Origin of the sequence: Prevotella sp. P2-180, assembly GCF_002251435.1 — a bacterium.
Taxonomy (GTDB): domain Bacteria; phylum Bacteroidota; class Bacteroidia; order Bacteroidales; family Bacteroidaceae; genus Prevotella.
The window spans coordinates 280,733-297,953 of the sequence record NZ_NPJI01000110.1 but is presented as its reverse complement, the minus strand read 5'-3'; the positions used below and the strand labels follow the sequence as shown (position 1 = coordinate 297,953).

General features: G+C 47.7%; 10 protein-coding genes, 2 tRNA genes and 1 pseudogene. 9 read left to right on the top strand and 4 right to left on the bottom strand.

What is annotated here, in order from left to right; all coding sequences use genetic code 11:
- The first annotated feature begins 20 nt into the window (after positions 1-20).
- From CIK98_RS16470 to CIK98_RS18810, 5 genes and pseudogenes are all read left to right on the top strand, one after another.
- Complete coding sequence (locus CIK98_RS16470) at positions 21-995, top strand: hypothetical protein (RefSeq protein WP_141210581.1); 975 nt, start codon at positions 21-23, stop codon at positions 993-995.
- A gap of 16 nt (positions 996-1,011) precedes the next feature.
- The gene (locus tag CIK98_RS16465) at positions 1,012-2,430 is read left to right on the top strand and encodes a thioredoxin domain-containing protein (protein ID WP_094386172.1); all 1,419 of its coding nucleotides are present in this window, start codon (positions 1,012-1,014) and stop codon (positions 2,428-2,430) included.
- 25 nt (positions 2,431-2,455) lie between these two features.
- A complete protein-coding gene (locus tag CIK98_RS18555; protein ID WP_216358982.1) occupies positions 2,456-5,539 on the top strand; it encodes an alpha/beta fold hydrolase in 3,084 nt (1,027 codons plus the stop codon).
- Positions 5,540-5,727: 188 nt separating this feature from the next.
- Positions 5,728-6,945: pseudogene (locus CIK98_RS19095) on the top strand (GDSL-type esterase/lipase family protein); the annotation flags it as partial.
- A 258-nt stretch (positions 6,946-7,203) separates the two neighbouring features.
- Positions 7,204-8,622: an MBOAT family protein gene (locus tag CIK98_RS18810; protein ID WP_253249771.1), complete on the top strand. Its 1,419-nt coding sequence runs from the start codon at positions 7,204-7,206 to the stop codon at positions 8,620-8,622.
- A 30-nt stretch (positions 8,623-8,652) separates the two neighbouring features.
- On the opposite strand, the gene CIK98_RS16450 is transcribed toward CIK98_RS18810, so the two are convergent.
- The 3 genes from CIK98_RS16450 to CIK98_RS16440 form a co-directional block, all read right to left on the bottom strand.
- A complete protein-coding gene (locus CIK98_RS16450) occupies positions 8,653-9,318 on the bottom strand; it encodes a flavin reductase (RefSeq protein ID WP_094386168.1) in 666 nt (221 codons plus the stop codon).
- A gap of 39 nt (positions 9,319-9,357) precedes the next feature.
- Positions 9,358-11,631 (bottom strand): primosomal protein N', encoded by a 2,274-nt coding sequence (priA, locus tag CIK98_RS16445; RefSeq protein ID WP_094386166.1) that lies wholly within the window; start codon positions 11,629-11,631, stop codon positions 9,358-9,360.
- 49 nt (positions 11,632-11,680) lie between these two features.
- Positions 11,681-11,755, bottom strand: a tRNA-Arg gene (locus CIK98_RS16440).
- A gap of 178 nt (positions 11,756-11,933) precedes the next feature.
- Here CIK98_RS16440 and CIK98_RS16435 point away from each other — a divergent pair.
- Positions 11,934-12,584 (top strand): hypothetical protein, encoded by a 651-nt coding sequence (locus tag CIK98_RS16435; RefSeq protein WP_094386164.1) that lies wholly within the window; start codon positions 11,934-11,936, stop codon positions 12,582-12,584.
- Between the two features lie 107 nt (positions 12,585-12,691).
- Here the strand turns inward: CIK98_RS16435 and CIK98_RS16430 are convergent.
- Positions 12,692-12,765, bottom strand: a tRNA-Ile gene (locus tag CIK98_RS16430).
- Positions 12,766-12,926: 161 nt separating this feature from the next.
- On the opposite strand from CIK98_RS16430, the gene CIK98_RS16425 reads away from it, so the two are divergent.
- Genes CIK98_RS16425 through CIK98_RS16415 form a run of 3 tightly spaced genes read left to right on the top strand, consistent with a single transcriptional unit; the run spans position 12,927 to position 17,184 of the window.
- Positions 12,927-15,482 (top strand): calcium-translocating P-type ATPase, PMCA-type, encoded by a 2,556-nt coding sequence (locus CIK98_RS16425; RefSeq protein WP_094386162.1) that lies wholly within the window; start codon positions 12,927-12,929, stop codon positions 15,480-15,482.
- Positions 15,479-16,417: a bifunctional riboflavin kinase/FAD synthetase gene (locus tag CIK98_RS16420; RefSeq protein ID WP_094386160.1), complete on the top strand. Its 939-nt coding sequence runs from the start codon at positions 15,479-15,481 to the stop codon at positions 16,415-16,417. Before CIK98_RS16425 ends, CIK98_RS16420 begins: the two co-directional genes overlap by 4 nt.
- A complete protein-coding gene (locus tag CIK98_RS16415) occupies positions 16,414-17,184 on the top strand; it encodes a CPBP family intramembrane glutamic endopeptidase (RefSeq protein ID WP_094386158.1) in 771 nt (256 codons plus the stop codon). Before CIK98_RS16420 ends, CIK98_RS16415 begins: the two co-directional genes overlap by 4 nt.
- Positions 17,185-17,221: the final 37 nt, after the last annotated feature.

The window sequence follows — 17,221 nt, the reverse complement described above, 5'->3', positions numbered from 1 at the left end:
AGATCATGGAGGAAAAGAAAATGAAAAAGACTATCAGAAACACATTGTTCATAATGGCGTTGTGCACTGGCTTTGCAGCCTGTGCAGGCGATGGGGAGGAAATTGGAGCTCCGATAGAAATCACTCCTGAATATGAGCTTCCACAAAAAGGAGCATCAGATACAGCAAACGCACGCATACTCAACTACTACAACAAGTATGGCTCGTATGTTGTTTACGACTTCAGTAACAAAGACGCATGGTGGCTCCAGGTAACGGGCAACGCATCAAGTGGCGGACGCACATATCACGCCACCACCGGCGACTTTAGCAATGTCGATGCCATGCTCGACTATATTGAAGACATCTGGCTTAAATATTTCAGCGACGACTTTCTGAAAAAGGGAGGAATGCCATATCGAGTGTTCCTTGCAGACTCTGTATACATGAAACGCGACTGGGGCGACGGAACTTTCATGATCACAACTCAGAACTATGCAATCAACGGCAACGGGCTCATCATCGGAGGCATGAACCAAGTGTCTACCATGGATGCCACCACGAAGAAGGCACGCAAGATAGAACTGTTCACTGCACTATGGTCTTACTACCGCGCACAGGGACTACTCAGCATTCCTGAAGAGTTCTATGCCGAGACCGACTACGTCACAAAACCAACAATGACAAAGGGACAGTGGAGCTACGAATACACAGCCGACGACATCGCAGCTCTCAGAAACCGCGGTTTTATGCCGAAGTATTCACAATACGGATATAGCGTATACAACGAGATATACATGAAATACTCGGACACATACGATACGTGGAACGGCAAAAGCGATAACGACATAAGGATTCTCGACTACGACTACTACATGACGCAGATACTCAATGCCACCGATGAGGCCGTCGCCGACTATCTCGCTTATCCTGCAGTAAAGAAGAAGTGGGACTGTCTAATAAACTTCTACAAGACGAACTACAGCATCGACCTCAGGGCGATAGCAAAAGAGTAAAAAATATAATTGAGAAATGAAAAAATTATTATTCTTGGCATCCATGCTCCTCGTGAGCATGGTGCCGACAATGGCTCAGGAAAAGAAATCGGAGGAAAAGGCTCTGATGCAACAGTACTACGACTTGCTCTTCCAAAAGAAAGACACGGTTAAGGCCAACAAAACAAAGGCAAAACTGCTGAAAAAATATCCTAAAGGCGACTTCGCACGACGTAATGCCGCCGAAAAGCTTTGGAAACTCCAAGGTGAGGAATTTAACAAGGCTGCCGAACAATTCCGCAAGGACTTCCCCATTGCTGACTTCTATGCCAACCCCGACGGAGGAGGACACATCTATGTGAACTTCTACCGCTCTTATTCACGAAAGTTATGGGACGAGAAAAACTACGACAAACTAGTGGAGGTGATGAAGGAAATGGAGTTCTCGGGACTGTCGGAACTCTATAGCCACACCGTGATGTTCTACATAATGAAGCGTCCCGACGAACCGAAGACATATGTCGACATAGCAGAGAAAATGTTTGCCATCATGGCCGAGAAGTCAAAGACTTATGTCGATATGTACAACGACGGGCTCTCACCAAAGCAGTCTCAACAGGATGCCCTAAACTACTACACCACCGTTGAGGCGGAAGTACTGATGAGAAGCGGACGAGTGCAGGAAGGCATCGACCTAATGAACACCTTGCCCGAAGACGTGCGATACAACCAATATCCAAAGGGCAACCAACTCTATGCCGAAGCTCTCATGGATCAAGGCAAGAAGGAAGAGGCGGTGAAAGCCATGATGGGAGCTGCATCAACGGGAATGCTCACCAAGAAACTGGGCGATATGCTGAAAGCATACTACAACGAGTGCGAACCAAAACCAGCTGCAACATACGACCAATTCCTCAACTCACTAAAGACTCCAACTTATCTCGAAAACGTGAAAGCTCACGTGGCAGCCGGTCTTGAGAACGAGCCGTTCAAGCCGTTCGAGATGATGTCGATAAAGGACACCAAGGTAAGCTCTGCAGATTGGGCGAACGACGATATCGTGGTGCTAGACTTTTGGGCTACTTGGTGCGCCCCGTGTGTTGCTGCACTCGAAGGCATGCAGATGGCTGTCAACAAATATAAGGACGATCCGAAGGTGAAATTCTATTTCGTAGACACACAGGACAAGGCTGGTGACAAGTCGGGACCGGAGAGAGTGTGGAAGCGAAAGAATCTTAGTCCCGACGACATGCTCGTGCTCTTTGATAACTCAGAAGAAGGAAAAGAAGACATGTCGGTGGTTTACCGTTCACTGTTTCCCGGAACCAGCGGCATACCAAAGAAAATCGTACTGAAAGGCGGCAAGATAAGATACCGTGCTGAAGGATATGGCGGCAGCCCAAGCGGTCTGATGGATGAGATTTCTGCCATTGTAGAACTGTTGAAGGAAGAGTAAAAAAAATAAGAAAATATTCTGACAGATGAGCAAATACGAAACTTATAAACTAATAGATAACAACAACGTGAAAAAGATTATTCTTACGGCGATCATTGCCGTATTCGCAACCACTCTCTATGCCCAACAGGAAAAAGCGGAACAGGAGAATACATTCAGTGTATCACCAGAGACAGTTCATCCAGGTGATAATATTACAATTACGTTAAACCCGAAATTGTCGCTCCTAAACAAAAGCGACGATATAAAGGGTGTGGTGTATTTCTGGCGTGACTACCACTGGGAAGCACAGGACATGAAACTCGAGAAAACCGACGACGGAAAAATACGGTCGGTAGTCAGCGTGCCTGACAAAACGGCTCTGCTGGCATGGAAATACTACGACCGCGACACCGTGGATGTTGGCGGCGAGGAATGGCAGTATGCATGGTTCTGCAGAAATAGCAACGGACAAAACATGCCTTCGGCCAATATAGGATGGGCTTTGCTCCGAGGGAAAAACACCGCAAGATGGTCAATACCCAGCGTTCAGCACCTGCCATACCGCAGAATAGAACCCGAAGTGGTGTCGATGTGGATAAACAACGAGCTGCGCTCCAATCCTGGCGAACTGCCACGCGTCTTCTGGTTTGCATCGCATATATTCGGTAATGACACTGCCTATAAGGCAAAGGAAAACCTGACAAAGAACATGAAACTCGTGCTCGACATAGAAAAATCGGCACATGTGGACGAGAGGTTTATGCTTCAGGCTCTCGACATCTGTCAGAACATGCTTCACAACGACTCGCTTTCACAGTATTGCATAGGAGAACTCAACTCACGTTATGCTGGAGGCGAATACCAGCGTGAACTCGATATAAAGACTCTCTTCATGGATAAGGCTGAGGACAAGACAAAGGCTTTCGAGAAGTTTATGAAGAATTATCCTTTCGATGAGTATAAGAACAGGTTTCATGTAGACGATATGTTCGACCACTGGTATGGTAACATGCTCAGGGTGTACGTCTACACTCCCATAATGAAGAAAAACAGCTATGCTAACCTGGAAAAAGCCATTCCTGTTTCGCCAATCTCATCGCTTGCGACATACTTCTGGCACATCGTGCAGATTCCGTTCGGACGTGGAGACGTCACTGCCGAAAAGATTTACCCGATGGCGAAGATGATTCGCGATGCCATATTCAATCGCGAGCGCACCACCGACGAACTCATCTATTCTCCTGCTGAATGGAGAGAAAAACTCTATAGCGACTATCGCAACGCATGGTTTGACTATGCAAAGATTCTCGACGGAGTAGGCAAGAAAGACGAGGCGATGGCTTTGACCGACACTCTTGCCACATACTTTACCACAAAATCGGCTGACTTCAATGCATTCAGGGTAGAGTTGCTTGGTAAATGCAGACGCGACACTGAAATCATGCCTCTCATAAAAGCGGCCCTCAACGACAATGCCGCAAGTCCTGAAATGTTAGACATCTTAAAAAAGGATTATGTCAAGACTAACGGGTCGGAGAATGGTTTTGACGCATATCTCGAAAGTCTAAAATCGGCTGCAGATCTTGCCGTTGCAAGGGAAAAGGCTTTAAAAAGCATGATTTGTCAGCCTGTCGAACTGTTTACACTGGAGACACTCGAAGGAAAGACCATAGACATGAACTCGTTAAAGGGCAAGACCGTGATCATCGACTTTTGGGCTACATGGTGCGGACCATGCAAGGCGGCCATGCCGGGAATGCAGATGGCTGTAGACAAATATAAGGATGACAAAGATGTTGTGTTCTTGTTCGTAGCCACCATGGAGACCGAAAAAAACTTCAGGCAAAAGATAGCAGACTTTATAAAGGAGAAGGGGTACAATTTCCAGGTGTGCATCGACAGCCCTACCGACGAGGGAAAGAACGAAAAGGTTTATTCCACATACGCCAAGCAGTTCAACACAAGCGGAATCCCCATGAAGATGGTTATCGACGGCAACGGAAACGCACGATGGGTTAGCAACGGATATTTTGGTAGTCCCTCAGCATTGGTCGATGAACTTAGTTTTATAATCAATGCCATAAAACAGGAAAATGCTGTAACGTCAAAAAATGTCTACTTTAAAAAAGACAACATCACTTACGGAGCAACACTTTCAACTCAATCAAACGCCTTCTTTCCCGAAAGGGAGGAAGGCGTTCCTGCTGTCGTAATAGTATCCGGCACCAATCCACAAGATCGCGACGGAACTATGGCTGGGCACAAAGTGTTCAAGGAAATTGCAGAATACTTGTCGCAAAGGGGAATCGCTGTACTTAGGGTAGATGACAGAGGCGTTGGAGAAACAACTGGTGACTATTCTTCTTCCACTACCGCCGATTTTGCCAACGATGCATTGGCTGCTGTTGAATACCTGAAAACCCGTCCCGAAATAAACAAAACACGAATAGGACTGCTCGGACACAGTGAGGGAGCTGCCGCTGCCATTATTGCCGCTTCAAAGTGTGCCAACGTGGCTTTCATTGTCTCTGCCTGCGGACTGCTCACAGACGGGCTATCCGCACTGCTCAAACAAAACAAAGATATAGTGGCAACATCTCCAATACCAGATTACAACAAGCGCCGCTATGACGAGATTAACGACCTTATGTTTCATGTGGCATACAAATATGCAGAAGCTGACAGTGCCACCTTATCCAAAGCCTTGTGGGATACTTACAACGAATGGAAACCGAAAGACGACGCATACTTCAAGAGCCTGAATGTAGGCGAATTTGACCATTTTCGTTTCCCTATCTACTCATATGCCATCAATGCCACATCTGCCTGGTACAGGTTCTTCATACGCTACAACCCAGAAAACTATATCAGCAATGTAAACATTCCAATACTTGCCATTGGCGGAGACAAGGACATTATGGCGAATTGGGGCTTGAATCGCGACAACTTGATGCGCATCACTCGAAACAGGTCAAATGTGGTAACCAAGGAAATAAAAGGGATGAATCATCTGATGCTGCCATGTGAAAAAGGTACCACCGACGAATACTCCTCAATCAAGGCTCCTGTGTCAGCAGATGCCCTGAAAACTATTGCCGACTTCATACTCTCGCTTGTTCGTAGTTAAAAAAATAAGAGTTATTCAAATAAATAGGGGGCTTTGATTTGCTAATATGATAAATAATATGTAACTTTGCACCTCTTTTTCAAGGATAATAGGAAATAATAGTGGAGAACAACAACAATAATAACATATTCAGGTCGCATGCCACGGTATTCATTACAGTGGCTTTGGTATTTGTAGCACTGCTCGCCATGTATCAAATGCCAGCCATTACCATTGGCGACTATAAACTTAGAGAGGTGAAGATACTCTCTGACATCGACGACCTTAAACAGATAAACGACAATCTGCCACCGCTGCCCGAAGTACCATCAGTAGCCACCGCCGACTCTTTACAGGCGCAGCAGACAACAGCAAAGAAGGTGGTGACAGCTCCAAACGATATCATCACAGACTACTCAGGAGGCAACAGCGGCGGACTGGGACACTTCTACGAATGTCTCGACAGCGTGGAGACGATGGGGCGACCTGTGAGAATAGCTTACTACGGCGACTCGTTTATAGAGGGAGACATACTAACAGCCGACATTCGCGACATACTCCAAAAGCGATATGGGGGTTGCGGAGTGGGATGGGTAGATTGCGCAAAAGGCACCAACGGCTTCAGACCAACAGTGAAAATCGTGTCTGACGGCTTTACGCCTCATCTCACAAACGAAAAGCCTTTCGACAGCAGCAGACAAGGCATTAACCAAAAATACTATACGCTGAACAGACACGCAAGGGTGACCTATAAGTCATTGACCTTCCGCAAAAGGCGGTCTACGTGGCAAAAGGCAAGGCTATGGTTTAAAACACAAGAGCCCATGACCGTGACCATCGGCAACGACTCCAGCGCTGTAAGACATGAATTCCAGCCGTCGCCAAACATTCAATACTTGGAGACCTACGGCAAGGCGGATGCCATAACATACAACATAGAGGCGGGCGAGGGAACTACCGTGTTCGGCGCGTCGCTCGAACCTGTGAAGGGTATTGTGGTGGACAACCTCGGACTGCGTGGACTGCCTGGATTCTCGTTGGCAAAGATACCAGATGCCACACTGAGACAGTTCTACCGCATGAGACCTTACGACCTGATAATCATCCACTACGGAATAAACTGTGCAGTGGACGGCAATCCGGAATCGTTTTACAAGGCTTATATAAAGAAGATGACGGAGATAGTGGAAAAGATGAAACGTGCGTGTCCCGGAGCTTCGATAATGGTGTGTAACGTGAGCGACCGCGACCAACGCTCGGCCGACGGAATACGCACCATGAACGCGGTAAAGAAGCTGGCGCGATACCAGCGACAGATAGCCTCTGAGAGCGGAGTGGCCTTTTTCGACCTCTTCAATGCCATGGGAGGCGACGAGTCTATGGCCAAGTATGTAGAAAGGGGATGGGCGAACAAGGACTATATTCACATAAACTTCGAAGGTGGAAAACATATTGCTGAGATAATGTGTAAGGAACTGATGGGAGTGAAAACCGTTGACACACAGGCCGTTGCCGCCGAAAAAACAGCAGACTGCATAGCCACTGCCCATACCAAGGGAGAGAAACAAGCCACCGACTCACTATTCGCCGCTGACTCTACGCAAGATGTGGAGGAGACTGCCGACAATGGGAGCGACTTATGGCAAAAGCTTACAAAACAGCTAACTTACGACAAGGCATCGCCGATGATTTTCAGTAGCGGACTGTTCCTCGCCATGTTTGTGGTGTTCACGCTCATATACTACATATTGTCGGGAAAGACTACGGCAAAGTTGCTGTTTGTCACACTCTTCTCCTATTACTTCTACTACAAGAGTAGCGGCATGCATGTTGTGTTGCTGGCAATAGTCACCACCACCGACTATCTCATAGCATGCTGGATAGCGCGCGCCACTAAGGGCAGAGGAATATTGCTCTCGCTAAGCATACTCACCGACCTCGGCCTACTGTTTTATTTCAAATACACCAACTTCTTCGGGTCTATAATTTCCGGACTTGCCGGCGGACAATTTCAGCCCCTTGACATTGTGCTGCCCGTGGGCATCAGTTTCTTCACTTTCCAAAGCATGAGCTACACGATAGACGTTTATCGCCGGCGTCTGAAGCCTGTAGGTTCATGGCTCGACTATGCCTTCTACGTGTCGTTTTTTCCACAGTTGGTTGCGGGTCCTATTGTCAGGGCACGCGACTTTATTCCGCAGATTCGCCGACGTGGTGGTGTGAGCGAGACGATGATGGCCCGCGGCGTGATGATGATTGCTATGGGCCTGACAAAGAAAGCGATAATAAGCGACTACATTAGCTTAAACTTTGTAGACCGCGTGTTTGATAATCCACAGCTATATACTGGCTTCGAAAACCTTCTGGGCATTTATGGCTATACCTTACAGATTTACTGCGACTTCAGTGGCTACAGCGACATGGCCATTGGCATTGCCCTGTTGTTAGGATTTCACTTCCCCGACAACTTCAATGCTCCATTTAAGAGTGCCAGTGTGACCGAGTTTTGGCGCAGATGGCACATCTCACTGTCTTCGTGGATACGTGACTATGTGTATATTGCTTTTGGCGGCAACCGCCATGGCTGTGTGCGCACGTATATCAACCTGCTATCGTCGATGCTGCTATGTGGTTTATGGCATGGCGCAAGCTGGAATTTCGTGGTGTGGGGTGGAGTGCATGGAGTGTTGTTAGCCTTCCATAAGTTCTTCAGCCAGACTGTGTTGGGGCGCAGTCGCCATTATAGGTCTCGTGGCATAAGACGTGTGGCTGGAGTAGTGTTTACGTTCCATGCCGTAGCCCTGTTGTTCATGGTGTTCCGCATGCCCGACCTTGGTTCCTGTATGACGATGATCACACAGATTGTCGGAAGTTTTCACATAGAGATGGCGTCTGAAGTAATGAAGAGTTATTGGATAGTGATGGCACTTATGGCTTTTGGCTATGCTTCACACTATATCAGCAACCGTTTGCTCAGTCGTTGTGTATTGGTATTGAAATCAGGCGGTCTATTGCTTCAGGTATTTGTTCTTGTTGCAGTGGCTTATGTTATTGTCCAAGTGAAGAGCAGTGAGATTCAACCGTTTATCTATTTTCAGTTTTAAGGATAAATCTCACTTCTCTCTACTCAATCCTCACTCCATCACCCTCTCAAACCTGTCTTTGGGAGCCTTGCAAAGCGGACAGGTATAGTCGGCTGGGAGATTGCCTTCAGCCTCTACTATGTGGCCGCACACGATGCACTGATAGCGGTGCTTCTTCACGTCTTCAGCCGACGTCTTCTCCTCTGCCGGCTTGGTGTCTTCTTCCACATATGTAGGAGCGTTCTTTGGCGCCTTGCCTTTTATCACACGATGGAAATAGTCGTAGGTCATGGGAGTGCCTTCACCCTGAACGGTTTCCACAAGGCGTGCAAACACTACATAATGGGTCTCATTGTCTACAAAGTTTATAGCATCGAGAATCAATCGGCCGGCAAACTTTCCATTCACTATCGGAGCTCCCTCTACCGTGGTATAGCCGAAATCTTCATATTTGTCGCAATCGCGGCTCGAACGATAACCGAAACCGCCGATCACTGCTGGGTCGGAGTCCTCGGCAATGATGGAGAGCGAGAAACGCTTTGTCTTTCTGATAGCTTCGAGAGTGTAGTTGTTTTTGTTGAGTGAGACGGCGAGAATTGGGTTTTGGCTCGTCACCTGAAAACATGTGTTGATGATACATCCGACTGGGCGTTCGCCGTCGAATGTTCCTACGACATACAGTCCGTAGGTTAGTTTGAACAATACTGTAATATCCATAAGTGATAATATATAAAAATGTTAGTACTATAATGTTTCTTATACAGGATCTACATCGAAATAAATGGTAAGTGTAGAATAGCGTTTGTCAGCAAGTATGGCTTCGCGTGCTCGCTTCAGATACTGCCTCACCTTTGCCATGTCTATACCGTTTTCCAGTTTCAGCACCACCATGCGTATGTTAAGCGTTTTTATCTTTCCCACATCAGGCTTAACCGGCCCTTTTACCCTGTCGCCAAACCACTGTCGCAGCCATGACGACACCTCGACGGCCGCCATTTCTACTGTCTTGTCGTTGCTATGCTTCATATATAGGTATATGAGATGATAGAAAGGCGGATAATGAAATTGTAGGCGCTCGGAGAGCTGGTCGTTGTACATTCCGAGATAGTCACCTCTCGTCACTTGACTTATGACAGGTAAGTTGGGCGAGTAGGTCTGTATCACCACAAGTCCCCTCTTGCCTCTTCTTCCCGCACGTCCTCCCACTTGCGCCATCATCATATATGCGTGCTCGTAAGCCCTGAAGTCGGGATAGTTGAGCATGTTGTCGGCATTAAGTATTCCCACCACGCTCACCTTGTCGAAGTCAAGACCTTTTGTGACCATCTGCGTTCCGATGAGAATGTTTGTCCTGCCGGCCGAGAAGTCGCGGATGATTCTCTCGTAAGCGTTGCGCGTTCGTGTGGTGTCAAGGTCCATTCGGGCAATGTTAGCCTCGGGGAAAGCCTCATGCAGGGCATCCTCTATACGTTCTGTGCCGCTGCCTTTCGGTCGCAGCTCCTTGCAGCCGCATGCAGGACAAATGTCGGGCACCTGGTAGGTGAAACCGCAGTAATGACACACCAGTTGGTTGGTGGTCTTATGCAGTGTGAGGCTCACGTCGCAGTGGTTGCAATGAGGCACCCATCCACATTGCTTGCACTCTATCAGAGGAGCATATCCGCGTCTGTTCTGGAACACGATGGCCTGTTCTCCACGTTCGATAGCCTCCCTAATCTTTCCTAATAATAATGGCGAGAACATACCTGCCATCATCTTTCTGCGCCTAAGGTCGCCAATGTCCACAATCTCTGTTTCCGGCAGTTCCACTCCACTGTATCGTGTTGTAAGATTCACGAGCCCGTATTTTCCCGTGGTGGCATTCCTATATGTTTCAATGCTTGGCGTGGCTGTGCCGAGCAGTGTTTTCGCCCCTGTCATTTGGGCCAGCACGAGAGCCACGCTACGCGCATGATAACGCGGGGCTGGGTCTTGCTGCTTATAGCTTGTCTCGTGTTCCTCATCGACAATCACCAATCCCAACCTTTGAAACGGGAGCAGCACTGCCGACCTTGCCCCGAGTATTACATCGTAAGGTTCGTCGGAGAGTTGTTTTTGCCAAATCTCCACACGTTCTGCATCGGAGTATTTCGAGTGATAAATGCCGAGCCTTCTTCCAAACACCTTTTTCAGGCGACTCATAATCTGTACGGTCAGTGCTATTTCAGGCAGCAAGTAGAGCACCTGTCGCCCGTGTTCTATCTCCTGTTGTATGAGGTTAATGTATATTTCGGTTTTTCCGCTCGACGTCACTCCGTGTAGCAACACACAGTTCTTCGACTCCATCTTCAGCCTTATCTCGTCCATAGCTTTCTGCTGTGCCGGATTAAGCTTGTTGACGCGTTCCGGATGCGGTTCGCCTCCATCGTTAAGTCGTCCAACCTCCTTTTCGTATGTAACAAGCAGTCCACGTTTTACAAGCTCGTTTATGACGTTCAGTGTCTGTGCCGAGGCATTCACCAGTTCGTCTCTTGTTATTTCCACTATTTTTTCAGTCTGTACGTCCACTCCTATCTCGTCCCAATGGGAGAGATGCAGGAAGCAGGTAAAGGCATCGAGTTGTTTTGTAGCCCTTTTCAGCATATTTAGTGCAATATGCAGCGAGGGTTCGCTCTGAAAGGCGGGAGCCAGTGCCACATACAATTCGGTAGAAGGTTTATAGCCATCTTCAGCCTTGAGGCCTGAAGGCAAGGCAGCCTTGTAGATGTCGCCCATGGCCGAGAGATAATAACTGGAAATCCAAGTCCATAAATTCAGCTGCAATGCGTTGACAATGGGACTTTGGTCAATCCTCTGCTTAAGGGGTTTGACCTTATATCCCTTAGGTGTGATGTCGTGGATTCGGACCACAAGAGCTACATATGTCTTTGTTTTTCCAAAAGGCACGACTACTCTACATCCCACAAGTCCTTCCTGCAGGAAAGACTCTGGTATAGAATAAGTGAAAAATCCCTCTAACGGTAGTGGAAGAACGACATCGGCATATCTCATTGTCCGTATGGCATTGGGAGGTGGTTAATAAAAATGTAACAGTTAGATGTGGTATCCCGACCGGGAATCGAACCCGGATCTACTCTTTAGGAGAGAGTTGTTCTATCCATTGAACTATCAGGACCCTTGAAAATTCTGTTTCTTGGGTGCAAAATTACAACAAATGGTTGAGAAATCAAAATAAATATAGCATTTGTGAAAGCTTTTTTACCGTTTTTTTGCAAATAAGCCCATTTTTTGGTAACTTGAATCGAAAAAAGTAGTATATTTGCAACAGAAAATAACCTCTAATAATATAAAGTATGGCGAGAAAATCAAATTGGAACGACGACTATTGGCTTTATGTCATGCAGCTTTACATGCGACGCCCCACCGGCGTAAAACCTCTTTATGCCAAGGCAGCCGTAGACCTCAGCCTTGAGCTGCACATTCATCCGAAGGAAATATTGGCACGCCAGATGGATATTGAGACCCTGAGTACGCCTCGCATAGAGCGCATTTGGGACGAGTATGGCGACAATCCCCGCAAACTATCGCGTGCAGTACGGTTGCTACGTTCGATGAAAGGTTTTGGAAGTGCCGATGAGTTTTATGAAGGAGTGGAGACCGTTGAGAGCTTCGAACGCGACTTCCGTCCTGTCAACGATAGTGGTCTCCAGCCCATAGCCCTTGTACTCATTCTCGACCTATATTTCCGCCTCACCCCACTTACCATGGTGCCAGAGACTCCTGAGGTCATTCATCTTGCCCGCCTCATCGACCAGCCAGCCTCCACCGTGGTTCATGTGCTCACCATCTATCTCCATCTCGATCCGTTCATATCGCGCCAGTCGGTATCATCTGACGACCCACTGCTTCCTCATTGCAAGAAAGTGTGGAACACCTATGGTAACCTTAAGCCAGAACAGCTCTGCCAACTAGCGGAGGAGATTATGGTATATTATATGCGGTAGAATCAGCGGGGACTGAGTGCCTTATTCTGTTCACAACTAATTGTGGTATTGTTTGCGCATAAAAAAGAAAGCAGCTAAGAGATTACTTAACTGCTTTCTTTTGAAGGTGGGCCATCTAGGGCTTGAACCTAGGACCTCCAGATTATGAGTCTGTTGCTCTAACCAACTGAGCTAAAAGCCCGATGAAAAATGCCTTTGTGGCTTTATTTCGGGTGCAAAGGTACAAAGAATAGTTGAAAATACCAAATATTTTTTGCAAAAAAGACTAAAAAAATCAAATATAATATCGTTTCACCTATTTTATTAGTAATTTTGCACCCAATAAACCATTATTATTTTGAAGTGAAAGAAAAATTTTCAGCAAGAGGACTCAGCGACAAAGATGTGGCTGATAGCAGACAGAAGCATGGAGAAAACGTGCTTACCCCGCCAAAGAAGACATCCCTTTGGCGCTTGTATCTTGAGAAATACAACGATCCCATCATTAAAATCTTATTAGTGGCTGCAGCCATATCTCTTGGATTGGCTGTCATCGAAAACGATTATGTCGAAGCCATCGGCATCTTTATAGCCATTTTCTTTGCAACCACGGTTGGCTTCTACTTCGAACGAGACGCTGCAAGACGGTTTGACGAACTCACAGCTCTTGGTGAGGAACAACCTGTAAAAGTGTTAAGATGCGACAGGGTGGTGGAGATTCCAAGGCGTGAAGTGGTGGTAGGTGATGTGGTGCTGCTGGGTGTAGGCGATGAAGTACCTGCCGACGGGCGACTGTTTGAGGCCACCGACTTACAGATAGACGAGTCGGCGCTCACAGGCGAACCCATCATCTCGAAGTTTGTAGAAGTGAGAAACGACGGAGCCACTTATCCGTCGAATATTGTCCTGCGTTCAACAATGGTGATGAACGGTTCGGGCAGGATGCGTGTGACAGCCGTTGGCGACTCCACCGAGATAGGGAAAGTGGCTACAAAGTCTACTGAGATGACTCAGGTGAAGACTCCCCTGAACCTTCAACTTGACAAACTGGCCAAAATGATAAGTAAGGTGGGCTCAGCCGTGTCGATACTCGCCTTCGTAGGATTCCTAGGCCATGACATACTTACCAACCCTCTTTGGCATACCGACCAGTGGCTTAAAATGGCTGAGGTGGTGCTGAAGTACTTCATGATGGCTGTCACTCTGATAGTAATGGCCGTACCTGAGGGACTTCCGATGGCAGTGACCCTTGCTCTCGCACTTAACATGCGCAGGATGCTGAAATCCAACAATCTTGTGAGAAAGCTGCACGCCTGCGAGACCATGGGAGCAGTGACAGTAATATGTACCGACAAAACCGGCACGCTGACTGAGAACAAAATGCAAGTGAGCGAGATGTCGACTGTAGACGATATGGAATTACTGAAGACTGCCATTGCCGTTAACTCCACCGCCGAACTCGACGGCGAAAAGACCATTGGCAATCCTACAGAGGCTGCCCTACTGCTTTGGCTAAGAGACAGCGGCGAGGACTATCTCGCTCTCAGGTCGGCTATTTCAAAGGTATGGCAGTTGCCATTTTCCACCGAACACAAATATATGGCCACTATCGCAGATGTTGACGGAAAGAGATACCTCTTCGCAAAAGGTGCTCCGGAGATAATAGCTGCCCATTGTCAACTCGACGAGACTAGGCTGCGCGAACTCCAAAGGCAGTTGCTTGGCTATCAGACGAAAGCCATGCGTACTCTTGCATTCGCCTGCAAGGTTGTTGACAAGTCAGTGACCGAATATCGCCTCCAAGACAACGACCAAAGCCTTACGCTCCAAGCTGTGGCAGCCATCAGCGACCCTCTGAGAAAGGAAGTGCCTGGGGCTGTGATGCAATGCAGGAAGGCCGGCATAGACGTAAAGATTGTGACTGGCGACACATCTGCCACTGCCATAGAGATTGCGCGACAGATTGGTATTTGGAACGACAGAATACCCGACGGAGCACAGATTACAGGTCCAGACTTCGCCTCACTGAGCGACGAGGACGCTTTCCTACGCGTACAACAATTAAAGGTGATGAGCCGCGCACGCCCTACTGACAAGCAGCGACTGGTGAACATGTTGCAGAAACATGGGGAAGTGGTGGCTGTCACAGGCGACGGTACCAACGATGCGCCGGCACTCAACCACGCTCATGTTGGACTCTCGTTGGGCTCGGGCACGAGTGTGGCGAAAAACGCATCAGACATGACGCTTATCGACGACTCTTTCAGTAGCATAGTGAAAGCCGTCGAGTGGGGACGCTCGCTTTACAAAAACATCCAGCGCTTTATTTTCTTCCAACTCGTGGTAAACGTCACCGCCTTGCTCCTCGTGCTTGGAGGCTCTTTCATAGGCACAGAATTGCCACTCACCATAACGCAAATGCTTTGGGTGAACCTCATCATGGACACTTTTGCCGCCATGGCCCTTGCTTCGCTCCCGCCAGAAAGTGAAGTAATGAAAGAAAAACCAAGAAAACAGACCGAATTCATCATCGGTCGTGGCATGGGATGGGCTATAGGTGCCGTTGGATTGTTGTTTTTCGGCGTGATGTTAGCACTGCTCTGGTGGTTTGAGCGTGTTAAGGGCATTTCGGTGGAAGAGCTCACGGTGTTCTTCACAATATTTGTCATGCTACAGTGGTGGAACCTCTTCAACGCCAAAGCATTCGGCTCGCGCCGTTCGGCATTCCACAAGTTCATGTCCGACAGAGGTCTCCTTTTTGTGCTTGCCGTGATTCTTGCCGGACAATGGCTAATAGTGGAGTTTGGCGGAAAGATGTTCCGTACGGTGCCCCTCGACCTTGATACTTGGATAATGATTATTGCCGGAACTTCACCCGTAATGATACTCGGGGAAATATTCAGGAGACTAAGACGATGAAGACAATAGTATTCGGTGAAGGCATAACAAGACTGAAGCCATGTGTTGCAACAATAGGCTTTTTCGACGGTGTTCATCTTGGCCATCGCCATCTCATAGCAGCAGTCAGGAAAGAGGCTGAGCAGCAAGGATTAGAATCTACCGTGGTCACTTTCGACCGCCATCCGCGCCAAGTGGTGTCTACCGACTTCCATCCCTGCCTTCTGTCGACACAAGAGGAAAAGCTTCTTCTTTTGGACAAAACCGGTATCAACAACTGTGTAGTATTGCCTTTTGACAAGGAAATGGCCAGTCTGTCGGCTCGTGAATTTATGCAAACGATACTTGCAGATAGTCTGTTGACAAAGGTGTTATTTACTGGCTACGACCATCGTTTTGGCCACAACCGTAGCGAGGGTTTTGCCGATTATGAACGCTATGGTCGCGAGATGGGCATGGAAGTGAGGCGTGGCGACCCATTCGTGCTTGAAGGCGTTAGCGTTAGTTCATCGGTGGTGCGTTCACTTCTGAGTGAAGGAGAAGTTGGACTTGCCTCGCGATGTCTTGGCTATCACTACACACTGAGAGGGCATGTGGTTGACGGCGAGCATATAGGTACTACAATAGGATTTCCCACAGCCAACTTGGAGGTGGACGATGCCAACAAGCTGCTGCCGGCTGATGGTGTATATGCTGTGAAAGTGAGTGTTCCCTGTGTGTCATACATTGGACCAGCCATGTTGAACATTGGCACTCGTCCTACATTCAACGGCAAACGCCGCACAATAGAGGCACACATCTTCAACTTCTCTGAAAACATCTACGGCCGCAGTATCGACGTGGCATTCCTTGCGAAGATTCGCGGCGAACGTAAGTTCAATAGTGCCTCCGCCCTTGCAGAACAGTTAAAAAAAGACAAGGAGGAGGTATTGAAGACAATAAACACATCAATATGAAAAAAACAGTATATGATATTATTTTCTATCTCGCGGTCTTTATGGCCTTGATGATAGTATTGTCGCGAATAACTGACACCATAGCGCCATTGTTTGGAGTTAAGGGCGACCATCCGGTGGCTCTAATAGTATCGTCTGGTCTTACAAACCTCATTGTCATAGTGCTATTTCTTTGGCGCCGCTGGGGTCACGTAGGACGTAACTTCTTAAAAGACAGACCCATGGCATCCTTAGGATGGACTTTGGGTGCAGCGGCGGGAGTGATCATTCCTGCAGTGTGGTTACAGGAGCAGTTGCCAGACTTGCCCGACATTACGTCTGACATTTTATTGAAAATGGTTCACACTCCAGGTGGATATTTCATATTGGCCATTACCACACCAGTGGCCGAGGAGATAGTTTTTCGTGGAGCCATTCTTCGCAGATTGCTCGACACAACAACATACCATTGGGTTGCAATAGTCGTTTCAGCCATTCTCTTTGCCTTAATACATATCAATCCGGCACAGATGCCCCAAGCCTTTCTGGTAGGAATAATACTCGGATGGATATATTACAGGGCTGGCAGTACAATACCTTGCATCGTTTTCCATTGGCTTAACAATACCATAGCCTATTTCTTTATTCTCATTCTACCCGACCCTCAGATGAAGCTCACAGACCTCTACGGTGGCAACAATCAGTCGCTGCTACTGAGCATCCTGTTCTCGCTTTGCATCTTCATTCCGTCGATTATCCAGCTCAACGCTCGATTGAAACGCCATTGATCATCGTACATGCGGTTTTGCATACGTCGGTTCCTGT